Below are 17,789 nucleotides of genomic sequence, written 5' to 3' on the forward strand. Positions count from 1 at the left end.
AGTATCTTGCATATGAAAAGTATTTTGGGTATGAAAACTTCTCAGCCGCTCTCAAGCCTGCGGGAAATTCATGGAATCGGTGATCGGGTAGCCGATAGGCTGATTGAGCATTTCGGAACTGAAGAGGCGGCTCTTCAGGCTATTTGCGAGGGTGATATAGCTTCGCTTTCTGAAGTCAACGGGATCAGCCGCAATTTTGCCCTTTCCCTTGCCCGGTATGCCAAGTCCAGGGCTGAAGGCTGCTCAATTTCCGATTTTCTCAGGACAAAAGAAGCTCTGAGTCTTTATTCTCACCTGCTTGAGCTGATAAAAAGTTTTGCCCATACAACGCATGCCAGGGATAAGCTAAACCTTTTTTACCCATTACCTGCTTCGCGCATGGATCTTATCCAGGAGAGGCAGGCTTTCGTAAGAGAGTATCTTGAACTGGGAAATGCATTCCCCGAGAATTCCGAATTTCTTAAATTGCTTACTAGAGTCAGTGAACTTAGGCCTGTTCCCGGGAACCTGAGAGTCAGGGACCGGATAATTCTTTGCGGAGATTCAAAGACCCTTGAAGCAGCCAGAGAAAAGTTCCAGGGCTTCTTGCCTGTACAGGCTGTAGAAAACCTATCGGAATTCGTGGATCTTGCAAGAGGTTATTCCAGCGTAATTGTTTTTGATGATACTTATCTTGGTTTTGATCTACCTGAAGACATTGAACCCGAATATTTCCATGACCTTTCCAGAGCTGAACTCTGGCAGGTCTTGCCTGAAAAAGAACTGGCGTTTTTTGCACGGAATCTTGACTGTATCCACGCCTGCCTGAGTATCGTATCAGCTCTCCGCTCAGAAAACTTTGAGCTCTTTGAGGAGTTTTCAAAAGAGAAGCTTGATACACTCGATACCGCACTCTCAAAGCTCGGTGAGGATGGTAAACCTGTTGAAGGTTTTGACCCTGAACTTGACAGGCTCGGAGCAGCCCTGCAAAACCTGGACCCCACATTGACTTTGGCCCTGAATGAGGCTAACCAGCGCATGAACCATGCCCTTGAGGCAAGCTCGCTTACTCTAAGCGGGCAGGAACTTGTCAGGCTTGTGAGCGGGGGAATGGAGGTTAAAGACCTTCTTACAAAGGAACTTAATAGAATCTATAAAACTGAAACTGAAACCGTCAAAGAAGAGCTTGCTGAAAAGTTAGGGCTTCAAAAGCAAGAAAAACTAATGCTTGATTCACTTTTTCCTGATGAAATTTCCTACCCTCTATATGCAGAACAGTCCCAGTTGCAGCTTCTCAGGCAAAAGTTGAACAATAGCCTTGAGAAAACAAGGCTTGCCAGGAAAAGGGAACTTGCAAAAACGCTTTCAGGTTTTCACCAGCCTGTAGAAAAACTTGTCAGGAAAGTTCTGGATTTTGACCTTGGCTTTTCAATTTCCTGTTTTTCAACAAAATTCCATCTTAATCTGCCCGAGCTGATTCCCGAAATCGGAATAGGTTTTACAGACGGAGAAAACCTCTTTTTAAAAGCTCGTTATGGAAAGATCGATCCTATCAGTTATTCCATCGGAAAAACCGGATTTTCCCCGGCAGGCCTGGAAAACAGGGTTGTGCTCTTGAGTGGAGTAAACTCAGGCGGTAAGACTTCCCTGCTCGAGCTCCTTGCCCAATGCGTAATTCTTGGGTACATGGGCTTTCCGGTTCCTGCAAAAAAACTTGAACTCGGGCCTGTAGAGGAATTCTACTATTTTGGAAAATCAAAAGGAACTCTCGATGCAGGAGCTTTCGAGACTACCCTCAAGCAATTCTCGGTGCTCTCCGAAGCCTCAGAAAAACTGGTGCTTGCGGACGAACTGGAATCGATCACTGAGCCTGGAGCTTCTGCACGAATTATAGCAGGAATTCTTGAATATCTGTCCAGAAATGAACAGAGTCTTGGAGTTTTTGTCTCTCATCTTTCGGAACTTATCCTTGAAAATACCGGAACGGAAGTAAGAGTAGATGGGATTGAGGCAGATGGACTGGACTCCAACCTTGAGCTAATCGTAAACCGGAATCCTGTATACAACCGTATTGCTCGAAGCACTCCCGAGCTGATTGTGGAACGGCTGTTCAGAAAGACCACTGGAAAAGAGCAGGAGTTTTACTCACATTTAAAGGATAAATTTAAAACTGGCTCAAAAGTAAACCTTTAGAGAAATTTCAGTGAATTTCCTAAATATATTAATAGAAAATTTACCTGGAAACTTCCAATCTTTTCTTGTAATCTTCCAGTACTTTTTCCTTCTGACGTAGTATCTCTTTTTTGTTTTTGTCAATAATTGGCTTCAAGAGATAATATTATAAATCTTTAGTTCTATATACTAATAAATAGTAGTGAGTTGGAGGAGATTCCTTAGATCCCTGAAATCCAGCCGATACAAAAGTTTATATATGTTTTGGTGTCAATGCATGTCCGATAACTTAATAAGGAGATTGCGCTTCCCTTATGTAAGGAATTCAAAACTCTAATCGGCTAACAAGGTTGATGTTGTCAAGGAAAAAGTTCTCTAAGGCTAACTATATGCTAAGTTGTTTGAGTGAACCCGGGGGATATCTTCTTTTCAACCCAGTAAAACCGGGTGACAATCAAGTAATGAAATTGAACATGAGATCTACAGAGATCCTATCTTCAGATCTTTTATTATTTTTAAAGACGAGTCTGAATAAATGCAAAACCCAGGTCACGCGTGATAGCAATGGAGCGGAACTTCCCCATTCAGTGTGCAGATTTTGATAGGCTGATGATGGATAACGTTGAAGGAACTCGGGTAGAAGTTTCCGGTATGCCTGACCTAAGCGATCCATGTTTATATACGGACCGCGAGTACAGCTGGCTTCAGTTCAATGACAGAGTACTCGAAGAGGCTTTTGATGATCGCAATCCTCTGCTTGAAAGAGTCAAGTTTCTTTCGATCTTTGGAAGTAATCTTGATGAATTTTTCATGGTCAGGGTTTCAGGCGTCGAGAAAAGAATAGTGGAAGCTATGAAAGAGGATCAGACAGATGAGACAGCACAGGAACAGCTCCGCGTCATCCGGGAAGAGCTTCTCAGGCAGCTTCCTCTCAATGACAGTTGCTGGAATGAAATGCTTGAGCCTGCTCTCAGGAAAGAAGGAATTGAAGTCCTTAATTACTTTGAACTTTCTAAGAAAGAAAGAGAAAAGTTGAGAGATTATTTCGAGAGAAATATTTTCCCTTTACTTACTCCTCTCGGTTTTGATTCAGGACATCCTTTCCCTCATATTTCCAACCTCAGCCTTAACCTTGCAGTATTAATTGATGATCCGGATTACGGGGAACGTTTTGCCAGGGTCAAGATCCCTCCGATGTTTATGCGACTAATCGTTGTTCCTGAAGGAGAACAGGAGAAAATAACTTTCAGTCTGGAAGATCTGAAAAAAGGGCGTTTTGTCTGGCTTGAACAGCTTATCGCTGCAAACCTTGACCTCCTGTTTCCCGGACAGCGCATCCTTGGAGCTTATCCGTTCAGAATCACACGCGATGCAGACCTTGGGTTTGATGAGGATGGAGACAAAGATCTTTTGACCGCTGTAAAACAGAGAGTCGGAAGGAACTACTTTGGGTCGGTTGTCAGACTTGAGACCGACTATACAATGCCAACAAAAGTCTCGGATATTCTTCTTAAGAACCTGGAACTTTCTCCTTCCCTTATGTTCAGGTCTGCAGCTCCGCTAGGACTTTCAAATCTTATTAAACTTGCACAGATCAACCGTCCTGACCTTAAGTATGAACCCTTCGAGCCAAAAAAACATTCCCAGCTAGCAAACAGGGAGAAAATTTTTACAACTCTGAAAAAACGAGATGTTCTTCTCTATCATCCATATGACAGTTTCGAATCTGTAATTGATTTCGTGGAAGAGGCTGCCGACGATTCTGATGTTCTGGCAATCAAAATGACCCTTTACAGGGTGGATGATAATTCCAGAATAATTCAGGCCCTTATGAAAGCTGCAGACCGGAGAAAGCAGGTAGCAGTTCTTGTGGAGCTTAAAGCTCGTTTCGATGAGGAGAACAATATAGGCTGGGCAAAAGAACTTGAGCGCAAAGGGGTTCATGTAGCTTACGGCTTCCCGGGACGTAAGACTCATGCCAAGATGTGCCTGGTAGTCAGAGCCGAAAAAGAAGGTATCAGGTATTATGTGCACATGAGTACAGGTAATTATAACGCAGCCACAGGAAAGCTGTATACCGATATGGGCTACTTCACAAGTGACCCATGCATAGGTAAAGATGTCTCTGACCTTTTTAATGCCCTTACCGGATATTCAAGAAAGGACCATTATATCAAACTCCTTGTAGCTCCCCAGACTCTAAGACATCAGATTTTGGAGCGCATCAGGCGTGAAATTGATCTTCACGAAAAATGTGGGAACGGGCATCTGATCTTCAAGATGAATTCCCTTGTGGACTACCAGTGCATCCGGGAACTTTATAGGGCTTCTCAGGCCGGAGTGAAGGTAGACCTTATTATCCGGGGAATTTGCTGCCTCAGGCCAGGTATTATTGGACTCAGTGAAAATATTAGGGTTACCTCGATAGTTGGCCGTTTTCTCGAACATTCCAGGATATATTATTTCAGGAACGGAGGAAAAGAAGAGATCCTTATGGGAAGTGCAGATCTTATGCCTCGCAACCTGGACAACAGAGTAGAAACTCTCTTTCCGGTATCTTCCGAATATATTCCTGTCTTGAGAGATGTAATCCTTGGCATTCACCTCAAAGATAATGTAAAAGCTCGCCTTCTGCTTCCTAACGGCAAGACTGAGAGAATCTACCCGCAGCCTGAAGAAGAAGAACTGGACTCTCAGTTGTGGATGCTTGAGAATAGCAGAAGCTGGGATTTAAGCTTTAAGAAAGACTGAGAAAAGAATTTCTTCTTTTCTTTTTTCCTTACTTTTTTCACCTGTTTTTCCTGAAATAATTTCGCTTTGAAACTGTTTTATCCTGAAATAATTTCGCTTTGAAACTGCTTTATCCTGAAATAATTTCGCTTTGAAACTGTTTTATCCTGAAATAATTTCGCTTTGAAACTGTTTTACTTATATTCATCTTAAGGATGTGCCGGTTGTGTTTACTGACATATAGGCAAAAAGTGATAGCATGAGACAAAAAATTTGACGAATGGGCGTAAAAAGCTGTTATAAAGTTATCATAATTTTGTATTATTCCTTCAGAGTCCCGACAACAGGATATTTCTTTAATATTTCAGCCCCGTGTGGTGTCCTGTCCAATTCTTCAGTTATATCTTTCCCTGCAGGGCATCCTTCATGATTGCCATCTTTCCAAAGATAACTATCAGAAGAGACATCATAGACCTGACCTTGATAAGCGACATATATCGTTTCATTTGTACCGTCGTACTTTGCGAGTTCTTCAACTGTATATTCTTTTATTCCTGTCTCTGTCACATTTTGTGTTTCAGTTGTGTCTTCTCCATTTGGAGTATCTGCATCAGCTTGAGTTACAGCCTTTTCTGGAGTTACCAGTTCATTTCCCACGCATCCTGTTGCGAGGAACATGCAACACAAAACTAGCAATATAATTAGTTTTTTTCTCATTATTTTACCCATCCAATATCTGGTACTGTATTTGTTCCTGATCTCAATTTGTTCCTGATCTCAATTCATGTAGTTGGTATCTAAATAGTTGTTAAGTTGTCAATCTATTGTTTCAGTTAGCTTATTGACTTATAAGTCTAGAGTGTTAATCGTCTGAAAAAGAGATAAACATACTTACCGAATAGAGGTAATAAAAGCAGTTTGATTAAGCTTTATAATTCAGTTAATCTTTAAATAAAGCTTAATTATGGATTTTTAAATTTAAGAAAAATTTTTTAGTAGAGTTGCACTATGTGTTTCGTTTTTACATTGATGAATCATGGTTATCGAAGAAAAAATAATATATGCGCTTAAAAAGACGGAGATTAGGCTGTAAAACAATAACTACCAAAGAGTAATTGATTTTGTTAGTTTACTTTATAAGTTTATCGGACATCCTGGTTTTAGAAAAAATAAGACTATTTGCTTGAAAAACAAAAACCGTATGCTAGGCACCTTTGATAAAATTTAGATATTAACCGTTAAATATTATATATTTTATATATAATATAATAATATTGGTCGCTTTAATATGAGAACTATTAATCAAAATATTTATATTTCTATCTTCCTACATCTTTTTTGATGATTTTATGACGACCTCATATAACGAAAACCCAGACCAGGAAGTTAATTTGACTCCTCCAGAACAAGAATATATTGTTGAACTTTTGAAAGATGATTTTGTTTGTACCCAAAGTGCTTCATCTTCAATATCAACTGAGGAAGATGTAGAACTGCTAGAATTCACCGAAGCATCTGAAAACATCTTTGAAATATCCTTAACAGGAATCTCCATAGTGAAAGGACAAACAAGATATAATAAAGCATACGTAGGCTCAAAAGCACTTTATCTTGACATATCTTTGAGTTGGGGAAGTGCGAGAAATATCCTGAGCCTTACTATATATTCTCCTACAGGCGTCTCTTATGGGGCTTATAAACCACAATCAGGCTCAAATTCAATAGTCTTACGTGTAAGACCAAAAACAGGGACATATCTACAAGGAGGATACTGGAAACTCAACGTGTTCGGAGCATCAATCAGTGGAACTGAGTACTATACGCTTAAAGCTGCCTATCATACCTAAGCTTCAAAATGTAGTAATTCTTTTTTTATTATTTATCTTTTTAATAGCAACAGCTGAGGCTACTGAATATACTGTAGAACCCATTTCAAGTGATCAATTTGGGGTTCCAATTAATGGAGAAAAGGTTGTAGAAGTTCAAGTTATCGAAATACCCTACTGGCAGTTTCTTTTGTGGCTGGTCACAGTGAACATCTTAGCGGCAGTTGACTTACTATATTCTAAAAGAATAATTTTCTCAATAGCGGGATATAAAATTGTAAACTCTAAAAACGTACTTGACAATCCCAGCCGTCTTAACATCTACACCTATATTAAAACCAATCCTGGAGCATATATTAGTGAGATTGTAGGAAATGTCGGTTTAGACAGGGAAAGTATAAAATATCACATAAAAGCCCTTGAAGCTCAGAACAAAATCGAAGCCTATAGAGAGGGTGGGAAGACAAGATTCTTCGAAAATAATTTTACTTATAATGAGAAAGAGATAAGAGTTATTTCTGTCCTTCAGAACGTAATGAATCAAAGAATTATTGCAGAAATATTAACTTGTAATTGTAATACAAATATTGCTCTTGCACGTGAACTTGGAGTTTCTAGGGCTACAATCAGCTGGTATATAAAAAATCTCAGAGAAATTGGCCTTATAACAGAAACAAAAGAAGGAAGAAATACGATTTACAGAATAAATCATGTATATGAACTCGTTGTTGAAAAACATATTAAGCAGTTACAGAGCTCTTACAATAACTAGTGTCGAGTCAACCGCAAAACGTCGTATAAAACCGATTATTTACTTTTTTTCTAGAACATTTTCCAATATATGTTACTGACCGCCCTTTCTTTTTTGGTTCTATTTCGGATATTTACGGGCATATTGTACTTAATTCCTCTTTTTCGGTTATTTTTCTGGCTCTTCGTTGTTTTGTGTGGATATCCTCATAATATTCTCATAAAAACCAATACGGTCTTGAGTTGAAAATCATCTTATCCATACGGAATAGCGGAGGGCCATTTTCTGGCATTACCGATTCTGATCTCTCAGGAGGGTTCAAGATTTGACTCAATTACAAAATTAGTCTTCTGTTTACGGGTTTCAACAATTCACCTTCACTAAAAAAAATCAAATTGCGGGCGGCCACCCCACCCTAAAGGATGGGGTATGCTTCGGGCCGCCCGCCCGGTTACTTGGAGACAGATGATTAAGTATCCTTTAACAAGGTTTCCTTAACATAAGTGATTGAAATTTTGACCCTCGGTTTCCTATCAGATTTGATGTATCTATAAAAGGAAGCTATGGTTTAGATATTCAAAGAGAAATACGAAGAGGCGAGGGTTCACTTCATCCCCAATCTAAAGAATGGGGTATTCGTGACCCTCTGCGCTCCCGTTGTAATAAAATCCGGTAAAAAATTATTAGATTTTTTTCTTTATCACAAAGTATTCCACAAGAATCAAGAACAGGGGCAGAGAAATTGCCAGAACTATTTTGGCTTTCCCCATAGGATTTTCGGTTTTGCCATCCGTTTCTGCGCTTCCGTTGAAGGCGCTCGTGTTTGTTTCACCATTCCAGCTTCTCAACACTTCCTCTTCTGCTAGTCCATTGACTTCCGATATCTTTTCCGTATCTGTGGAATAACTGGTTATTGCAAAGCAGGAGAAACCAGGTGTTTTCGATTTAAAATAAACGTAATCCGTATCTTCTTTTACTTTTTCGGTATCTAGACGCTCCCAGCCTTCGTTATACCATTGAAGAATTATCTGGGACTGACTAATGTTATTCTCTTCAAGCCATGACTTTTCAACTTTGAACTCTATAAACCCATTTTCAAAATAATTGGCGACTCCTGCTCCATAATTTCCTACCCAGATATTCACATATTTATATATCTTACCAGAAGGGGCTCCTGAGACAAAAGTAGATTTATCTTTGAGCATTTCTACAGTTGTAATTGTCTTCTTTAATGTCTTTAGTGGGTCAAATTCGATATATGTAATGCATGTGGCACCTTCCAGAAAATCGAACTTGATATGATAGCCACTTTGAACGTTCCCGGTGGCAAGCTCCTTTGCCTCTACATTGCTTACTGGTTCTTTAGAAAGACTGACGCCTCCTGAACCGCCGCTGGAAGATCCTGAACTCTTACTTCCGGAGCCGCTGCTGGAGGAACCTGAACTTTCACTTCCTCCGTCATCGCTTGAAACTGTTTCTTTATATACGGTTGCTGTTTTTGTGAACTCATTATTGGTTTCATTGCTTTCAGATACAACGCTTCCTGAATCTGCGGTTGCTTTCACTTCGATTTGCCCTTCGTTTCCGGGAGTCCAGAAAAAAGTGCCTGTTCCGGCCTCACCTGCTGCAAGAGCTAGTATCGTTGTAACTCCGGTATAACTTTCATTGTTTCCCTTGATGTCATACTTAATTTCACTGCTTTCAGCAGCTGCAGAACCATTATTCTTCACTGTTACCGTAAAGGTTATATTCTCCCCAGGATGCGGTTCTTCAGGACTCAGAGAAATCGATTCTATTTTCAGGTCTGGAAGCTCACGTTTTACGCTTATGGTTTTTGACATTTCATTGTTGTCTTCATTACTTTCACTAATGATATTCCCAGAATCTGCGACCGCTGTTACACTCATGTTCTCTTCATTGCCAGGAGTCAGCGAAAATCCTGTAATTGTACTTTCTCCCGCTGAAAGTTCAGGGATAGAGAGTTCTCCTGAAGTTCCGTTACTACTGTATTTTGCAGTACTATTACTGGCAGTTGCCTCTCCCACATTCTTTATTTTCAAAGTAAAGTTCAGAAGTTTTCCGGTTTCAGGTTGTGTTGATGATTCTGGATACAGGTCTTCAATTATCAGATCCGGAAGTGAGTCCTGTACTATATCCACAGAAATTTCTTTCTCACTATTCTCTACGTTTTCTAAAGAAACCTTTATTGTTACAGTTCCTTCATTGTCAGGAGTTGTCCAGGTGTGGGAAATTAATATTTCTGATCCAGCCTCTATTGCCGGGACTTCTTCTTTTTCTTCGGTTTCATCAATGATATATATTATATTCGTTGGCTCTGAGGTTTTATTTCCTGTGTTTTTAACTAATGAATTAATAACAACCGTACTGTCGGGTTTTGGATAATCAGGATCAGTGGAGAGTTTTTCCAATATAAGATTGGAGGTTAATGTACTATTTGTTGAATTTCCGTTGTCTGCAAATTGTCCATCTGCAGCAGATACTATACAGGGCATTAATCCAGGAATTATTACTAGTCCTAATAATACAGAAATTAAAGAATTTAAAAAATGAGATTTCATTTTAACTGGCCTCCTCCCTTAGCAGTGTCACGAATTAGTTGCAAATTTGAAGTCAAATTTTTGCGTAGGATGGGAAAATTGACCTTCAGATATGGAATTGCTACATTATAACTTCTTGATATCTATGATTTATAGCATGAAAGTTCTTTCAAGTACTTTCATTTCTTTGTGCCTATTATTCGAAGAATTTTATGTGTGTTAGCATGAAAATACTGCCATCTGCAAGTACTTTCATTGGTTGTGCATGTTATTCAAAGAGTATCATGTTCGTTTAGTTAAACTGACACACTGCCCAAAAAACAAAATGACAAAACTAAAAACTAAATTTTTGCAGCCTTAATGTGTCTATAAACTTAAATGGCATCTAGTTTATATTAATACAGGGGTTCCTGCCCGCTAGTTCGACACGAAATATAAAAATCATTATAAATTTGTACATATACGCGTTTTTTCAATAATAACTGGCTTAATTTTTCCTTAATCAAAATACAAAAAAGCCTGAAAAAGAGCTCTCTTAATATTTTTTATATATTATGTATATAAATAATCAATTGTTACATTATATAGAAAGGACGTGTACAGAAATAATAACGATTACAAATTTTCGGCACACTGCCAAATACTCTAAAATAGAATAAAAATATGAACTAATAATGCGAAGCTTATTTTGAGTTTCTCGATTCCTTCGAGAAAAACGAAAAACAGGGCTTTCAGGTGGTAATAATGGAACCCGAGAAAATCTCCGAAGGCAGAGTTGTTGCGTTTATCGATATAGGCACTAACTCTATCCGGCTTCTCCTGGTCCGGATCAATCCCAATGGGTCTTACCTGCCCCTGACTAAGCAGAAGGAAACAGTCAGGCTCGGGGACGGAGAATTCATAGACAGGATTCTGCAGCCAAAGGCAATGGAACGCGCAGTTGTTGTCTGTAAAAAATTCATGGAACTTGCCAGGGCCTACAGGGCAGAAGAGGTCATAGCTGTGGCTACCTCGGCAACGCGAGATGCGAGTAATAAGGTTCAGCTTCTCGAAATGTTAAAACAGGAGGCAAACCTGGAAGTCTGTACGATTTCCGGAACTGAGGAAGCTCGCCTCATTTACCTCGGGGTTTCAAGCGGGCTTCGGCTCGGGAACTCAAAAGCCCTGTTCATAGATATCGGAGGCGGGAGCACTGAAGTATCAGTAGGGGACCAGACCCAGTGTTATTATCTTTATTCCTTTAACCTTGGAGCGGTCAGGCTGACAAATATATTTCTACCGGACGAAACAGGGCCTGTTTCCGAGGAACAGTATGAGCAGATTAAATCCTACATTCGGCACAAAATTGCAGATATAATAAAAGACCTTTCCGAGTACGATATCAGCTGTTCAATTGGAAGCTCGGGAACAATTGAAAACCTTGCCAGGATCGCTTTTGTCTACCTGCGCAAAACAACCAGTGAAAGCTTTGAGAAACTGGAGTATGAAGACCTGAAGAAAATAGTCAGGGCAATGTGCGCCATACCCCTGGAAGAGCGGCGCAAATTCCCGGGAATCAATGCACAAAGAGCAGATATTATTATCGCAGGGGCTGCAATTATTGAGACTTTTATGGAAGAGATGGGGCTTTCAGAAATCAGGATAAGTAAACGCGGGCTTCGAGAGGGGCTGCTTGTAGACTATATCTCAAAGAGTGAATTCTCCTACATGATTACGCAGATGTCTGTAAGAAAACGCAGTATCATGCAGCTTGGGCTTACCTGCAATTTCGATGAAGAACATGCTCATATCGTTACCAGACTTGCCCTTGAACTCTTTGACAGTATTCAGGCACTTGGGATTTATAAGTTCAGGGAAGGGGAAAGGGAACTTCTTGAATATGGTTCCATCCTGCATGACATAGGGACATTTCTATCATATGATACTCATCAGGCCCATGCCTATCATCTGATAAGAGAGAGCAGTCTTCCAGGTTTCCAGCCTGAAGAAATCGAAATAATAGCTAATCTTGCCTATTTCCACAGGAAAAATACGCCTAAAAAGAAACATCCCAATCTTGTCGGGCTTAATAAAGACATAGTAAAAAGTATAAAAGTTCTCAGTGCTCTGCTCCGCATCGCTGAAGGGCTGGACCGTTCTCACAATGGAGTTGTTTCCCACGTCCGGTTTTACATAGCTTCTACCGACAGCCTGGTCCTGGAAATTCATGCCCAGCGGGAGTGCCAACTCGAAATCTGGGAGGTAGAGAAGCAGAAAAAATATTTTGAGAAAATATTCGGATACAATCTTCAGTCTAAAGTCCTTATAAAGCAGGATGCTGGAGTTCCCTTTGTCCTTGAAGGAGACGCTGAGCTTGAGGAACTTCCAGAGGTCGAAATGTCCTCAAAAAGTTAAGTTAACAATTCTGTATTAGTACAGGTTACTGCATTACGGTTACTGCATTAGTACAGATTTTTCACTTACGTTAATACAGATTTTTCACCACGTTAGTACAGATTTTTCACTATGTTTTCAATTCTTTCCCTGAAATTTCCATTACATATCTTTTCCCAGGCATCGGGAAAGGCATTGAGCAGATTCTGGAGTTCTTCTTCTCTGTATACAAGATAGGCTTCGATTCCTTCTGCACTTCCTTCTGCACCTTCGAAAAATTTATTTTTCCCGGAAGCTTTTTCGCTCTCGACCGAACCCCATTCCCCAGTTCTCAGGTAAGAACCCAGCAGGTCAAGTGCAATTACTGTATCGTGAAGGTTTCCTAGCTGGTCCTGGAAGGCTTTAAGCTCTTTGATCAGGGTTTTTGAGTCTTCTCCAAGTACGCTCTCAAAAAATTCAAGGATATAACGCATTCCCTTGACTGCAATCCTGAGCCTGTGCAGGCGTTCAACAGGAAGATAAAGCCCTTCCACCCATTCGGAGTAAGCCCTGATATCTGCTAAACGTGCGTAGAGAATTGAAGGAAGAACTTCTCTTACCCTATGGGGTAATGAATCATGTTTTTTGTTAGTCGCAGGAAGTATCAGGGTTTCTGGAGAGGTAAGTGCATCTGAAAAGTCTCTTTTGAAAGCCAGGTATTTTTCACTGTCCAGATAATCAAGCATGTTTTTCCTGGCTTTTTTTCGCTCTTCCGTAAGCACTGCAAAAAGAGAATCAAGATCATGTTCATGTTCTGGAGGCAAGGTTTTCAGGTACTTTTCGGCTTTCTCGCGGAAAACGTCCAGATCCCTGACTTCCCCAAGTAAACCAAGCGTTCTCCTGAACCCTTTGAGATGAGGCTCAAGCTGCTCGGAATCAAGATAAGCCTCAAAAACCCTTGCTGCAGCTCTCATTCTGCGGACTGCAACCCTCATATCGTGCAATTCTTCGATATCCTCCCCTTTTATAGTTCCTTCTTCATGAGAGAGCATACAGGAAAATTGATGGGAAAATATTCTGCAGGCAAGCTGCGCCATAGAGTCAGTCGGTTTGATAATTACCTCTCCACCCAGCATACACTTCTTCTTTGCAGCCTGTTTTTCCTTTGCAGCCTGTTTTTCCTTTGCAGCTTGTTTCTCCTTTGCAGCTTGTTTCTGTTCTAGTTTTTTCTCTTCTTCAGCCTGTTTCTCCTTTGCAGCCTGTTTTTTTTCTAGTCTTTTTTCCTCCTTTACTTGCTTTTTTTCTGGCTTTTTTCCCTCTCCGGCCTGTTTCTTTGTTTCTATTTCTTTTGTTTCGGATTCTTTTTCAATTATAACTTTTTCGTACTCAGTAGCCTGAGAAAACAGGAGTTTGTTTCCGTAGAGATATTTCCAGAGTTTACTTTGTGTCTCAAACTTTTTTGCAGTTTTTTCAGTTACATCCCCTATTATTTCTATATCCAGAACGTTTTCAAGCGACCTTATCTTTCCTGGCTGGATTTTGAGGGATTCGAAAAGGTCTGCAATTGACACAATAGCTGCAAGCATCAGAGATTTGTTCTGTAGACCTGGAGGCAGCCCCGTGTGGAAGCCTTTCAAGCTTGAGATTAAACTTTTTTCGCTTATGTAATGGCTTACAAAAAGATCCTGAAGTTCAATGATCAGGGTGAGCATTAAAATTTCGTGAAGCCTGAATCCTTTTACAGGATGTGTGAGAAGAATTTCCCTGCTCATACGTGAACTCTCGCCAGGAAAAATGGAGTTTCCGGTATCCTTCAGGAAGGCTGCAAGTTCAAGGATTTTTCTATCTTCCTGTCCCAGTTCATGGTATACAGACAGACCATCAAAAAGCTTAAGAGCATATTCCCTGCTTTTTTCTGCCCGTTTTTTATTTACTCCGTAATACTCGAGCAGGCTTTCCGGGTTCCATTGTTTAAATTCTAACGCTTTCTTTTCCTTTTTCGAAATACAACTTTTCCCTGCCTGAAAATGAAATTCAGGATCTTTTTCTTTGTAGGTTGTAAAAGGAAAAATAAGAAGCCTCTTTTCTTTAAATTCTGAACGCAGAGCTTTTATTTTGGTTTGGGAAACTTTTAAAAGCGGGCTGAGCTCTTCACAGCTCTGTCCCCTATCAAGTCCCATCAAAATCTGAGCCTGCTTACCATACATGTTTTTCTGGTCTGCAAGCTGTGTGCAAAAAGCTCTTTCTCTCAGGTTAAGGAAGGTTTTTTCAGGAAGGTTCTCCATGAAAAGAAAAGCTCTTTCGAACTTGGAAAAAGGGCTTTCTTCCAGGTTGTAATGCTTGAGCAGGAAAAGTCGGATAGTTTCCAGGTCTTCCAAGCTTCCTTCGCTTTTAAGCTCAACTTCAAACTCATTATAGTGCTTTTCCCTTCCTTTACTTTTCAGGTTTACCTGGTCTAGGTAAGTCTCAGCTATAAGCTTTTTTCCCATTTTTACCTGGCGAATTACCCTTTTCTGTTTGAGGGACAGCAGTGGAAAAAGGTCAAGTCCTGCCGTAAATTCAAAAATCAGATCTCTAATACGGGAATCAGGACATGCGAGTACTGAGATTCCATCAGGCAGGAAACTTACATACTCTTCTCGCCTGTGAGTTCCACCTTCAAAACCTCCCAGGCTTTTAATAGTAACCCAGCTTCCGTCTTCCCCAGATGACTTCCTGACACGCAGGTAGTAACCCGAAGCCATAATAGCCCGATCCTCAGTATCAAAGAAAATATCCTCATTTAACTGGATTTTCGCTTCCAAAAGAGAGTATGAAGCAAGCTTTGAAAGGCTTTCAAGAGCCTGAAAATCCGTTTCTTCCATTACCAAAAATTTTGATTCTATCTCCATACTCTTATTCTCCCACCCAAATCCCCAACTTTTTGTGAAATAGTTTGTCCGGAAGCCTTTTGTAAAATGGTTTGCCTGCAAGCCTTTTGTAAAATGGTTTGCCTGCAAGTCTTTTGTAAAATGATTTGCCTGCAAGCCTTTTTAAAAAAGGCTTGAGTGAAAACCCCCAGAAGGGGGCATGGTTAAGCAAACGATTTAGCAAACGATTTAGCAGACGATTTCATAAATAAAGACTATAAATTTCGCTCTTTCCAGCACGTCGTTATTTCCTGTAATTAAAGGATTATAATTAAGTTAAATGTATAGATGTATGTTTGAAGCTACAATTAAATTAGTTTAGATACTATAAACCACAGGATTTCGATAGAGTTATTTTTTCTAAATTATTCCTCTCCATTGTTTTTATATAATTACTGCTCAAATCCTTATAAATAAATCTAATGTTATTCTTTTTACCTGTTATAGTTTATCAGTGATTGTTACTTTTCAAACTAATATTAGTTGAATCGTCCTATAAAATTGTTTTAATATTTATTTCCTGAAAATAACTACTTCATCAAATAAAATATCTCGGAAATTAGCCTTTTCGAGATTCCTGCCCCATATATTTGGCTCATACCACTGATTCTTATTATTGGCTCGAACTAATAGCTTGTATTACTGGCTCATTAATCCGGCTGAAATATTTCAATTGAGTAACATTGAGTAAACAATTCAAAAAAGCTAAATGCAGTAAAACATATCTACTAAAAATTTAAAAAATATTAGGGAATATTCTCAAAATCCGGCTTATCAGGAACTTAGTTTATTAATACTAAATCTGAACCGATCTTACTAAATAAAGTTTATTCATGTGAAATCTTGTTTGGTTGTTTAGAAATCCTTGCTTGGTTGTTTAGAAATCCTTGCTTGGTTGTTTAGAAATCACTTAATTCAGAATGCAGAACCACCTTATTACTGACTTTGTAACTCGGCAATCCAGGTTCCAGACAAAAATACTTTTACAGTCTCGAACTTTCATATTACTGAGCTTTCAATATTATCGAAGTTTCAATATTATCGAAGTTTCAATATTCGAGCTTTCACTTATTAATGATAAATAGATTAATAACTTATGGAGTAACTTCCTTTGACAGGTAATGATATACTACTCTGGGATGAGACCCTATTTAAGGACCCGTCTGTGCTTGAGCCTGACTATCTCCCTGAATATTTTCCTCACAGGGAGTCACAATTAAATGGGCTCAGATTTGCGCTCAAGCCAGCCCTTCGCGGTATGCGGCCTTTGAATTGTTTGCTTGTAGGTCCTCCCGGAACAGGAAAAACCAGTGCAGTTATGAAGGTATTCGGGGAAGTTGAAGCCCATGCAACTGGTGTCGTTACTGTTAAAGTTAACTGTCAGATTGATTCCACACGTTTTGCAGTAATGTCCAGGATTTACAGGAAGCTTTTTGGAATCTCTCCTCCCAACTCGGGAATTGCTTTCAGGAAAATCTTTGAGGCCGTTGTTAATTTTCTAGTCTCTTCGGAGAAAATTCTGCTTGTTGCTCTGGACGACCTTAATTATCTCTGCTATGAAGGGCATGCTAATGAAGTAATGTACTCGCTTTTAAGGGCACATGAGCAGTACCCCGGAACAAAGATAGGGGTAATTGGAATTGTAAACGATGCTTCGGACCTCTATTGCCTGGATTCCAGAGTGAATTCGGTATTCTTACCTGAAGATATTCCATTCCCGAGGTATGAAAGTGCCGAAATTCTTGATATTCTCAAAGACCGGGTAAAATACGGCTTTTATCCTAAAGTGATTTCTGACGAGTTACTTGAACTCGTGGTCTCGTATGTAGAACAGACAGGAGACCTCAGGGTTGGAATTGACCTCCTAAAACGTTCTGGTTTTAATGCCGAACGCAGGGGAAGCCGAACAATCTCGTCTGAAGATGTGGAAAAAGCGTATGAAGCGTCCAAACTGCTTCATCTATGCAGGGGTATCAGCCTCCTTTCAGGGCCAGAGAAACACTTGCTTGAGCTAATAGCAAAAAAAGGAGAAATCCAGGCAGGTGAACTTTACAAGTCCTTCCATGAATTAACTCAGCTTGGATACACTCGTTTTTATGGAATTGTCAATAAGCTCCAGGTGCTTAACTACATAGATGCGGATTTTACCGGCAAGGGCCAGAGAGGCAGGACGAGAATTATAAAAACAAAATTCAGGGCTGAGGACGTTCTTAATTGTCTTAAGAAAGATTAAGCCCCAAACACGCCAACCCGCAATGAATTGCGGGGAATCCTGGCTTATATATTTAAAATTATCTTTTATCCGATGTTTTTAGTTCCATTTTTTAGTTCCATTAGTTCCATTTTTTAGTTCCATTTATACTTCGTATTCTATTTCCTGATTAATCGATACCAAAGGGCATCTTAAAGTGGAAGGGTATATAGATAATTAAGAGTGTAAACTACCTCTCCCCTCCGTCGGAGTCGAGGAAGGGGACTTACTGCCTGGAAGTAAAACAGTTTTTTGCTTATT

The 17,789-nt window shown here is 39.8% G+C and carries 9 protein-coding genes; 6 read left to right on the forward strand and 3 right to left on the reverse strand.

Annotation, left to right across the window (positions count from 1 at the left end):
* The first annotated feature begins 12 nt into the window (after positions 1-12).
* Positions 13-2,172, forward strand: coding sequence for an endonuclease MutS2 (locus MSKOL_RS18375; protein WP_082091197.1), 2,160 nt, complete (start codon positions 13-15; stop codon positions 2,170-2,172).
* Between the two features lie 543 nt (positions 2,173-2,715).
* Positions 2,716-4,902 carry a polyphosphate kinase 1 gene (gene ppk1 / locus MSKOL_RS18380; protein WP_082091198.1) on the forward strand — a complete coding sequence of 729 codons (2,187 nt, stop codon included), beginning with the start codon at positions 2,716-2,718 and terminating at the stop codon, positions 4,900-4,902.
* 300 nt (positions 4,903-5,202) lie between these two features.
* Here ppk1 and MSKOL_RS18385 read toward each other — a convergent pair whose 3' ends face one another.
* A complete protein-coding gene (locus MSKOL_RS18385; protein ID WP_231592315.1) occupies positions 5,203-5,559 on the reverse strand; it encodes a cytochrome b5 domain-containing protein in 357 nt (118 codons plus the stop codon).
* Between the two features lie 671 nt (positions 5,560-6,230).
* On the opposite strand from MSKOL_RS18385, the gene MSKOL_RS18390 reads away from it, so the two are divergent.
* Both MSKOL_RS18390 and MSKOL_RS18395 read left to right on the forward strand, forming a co-directional pair.
* Entirely contained in the window at positions 6,231-6,728 is a 498-nt protein-coding gene (locus MSKOL_RS18390) for a hypothetical protein (RefSeq protein WP_048158031.1), read from the forward strand.
* Positions 6,685-7,479, forward strand: a complete 795-nt coding sequence (locus MSKOL_RS18395; RefSeq protein ID WP_231592316.1) for a winged helix-turn-helix transcriptional regulator — start codon at positions 6,685-6,687, stop codon at positions 7,477-7,479. The genes MSKOL_RS18390 and MSKOL_RS18395 overlap by 44 nt, the downstream gene beginning before the upstream one ends.
* Positions 7,480-8,141: 662 nt before the next feature.
* Here MSKOL_RS18395 and MSKOL_RS18400 read toward each other — a convergent pair.
* Positions 8,142-9,971 (reverse strand): PGF-pre-PGF domain-containing protein, encoded by a 1,830-nt coding sequence (locus MSKOL_RS18400; RefSeq protein ID WP_052725609.1) that lies wholly within the window; start codon positions 9,969-9,971, stop codon positions 8,142-8,144.
* Between the two features lie 789 nt (positions 9,972-10,760).
* Here MSKOL_RS18400 and MSKOL_RS18405 point away from each other — a divergent pair.
* Complete coding sequence (locus MSKOL_RS18405; RefSeq protein WP_048158032.1) at positions 10,761-12,410, forward strand: Ppx/GppA phosphatase family protein; 1,650 nt, start codon at positions 10,761-10,763, stop codon at positions 12,408-12,410.
* 92 nt (positions 12,411-12,502) lie between these two features.
* Here the strand turns inward: MSKOL_RS18405 and MSKOL_RS18410 are convergent, their stop codons facing one another.
* Complete coding sequence (locus tag MSKOL_RS18410; RefSeq protein ID WP_048158469.1) at positions 12,503-15,259, reverse strand: CHAD domain-containing protein; 2,757 nt, start codon at positions 15,257-15,259, stop codon at positions 12,503-12,505.
* Between the two features lie 1,129 nt (positions 15,260-16,388).
* On the opposite strand from MSKOL_RS18410, the gene MSKOL_RS18415 reads away from it, so the two are divergent.
* Complete coding sequence (locus MSKOL_RS18415) at positions 16,389-17,510, forward strand: ORC1-type DNA replication protein (protein WP_048158033.1); 1,122 nt, start codon at positions 16,389-16,391, stop codon at positions 17,508-17,510.
* The last annotated feature ends 279 nt before the right edge of the window (positions 17,511-17,789 follow it).

This window comes from Methanosarcina sp. Kolksee (genome assembly GCF_000969945.1).
Lineage (GTDB): Archaea > Halobacteriota > Methanosarcinia > Methanosarcinales > Methanosarcinaceae > Methanosarcina > Methanosarcina vacuolata.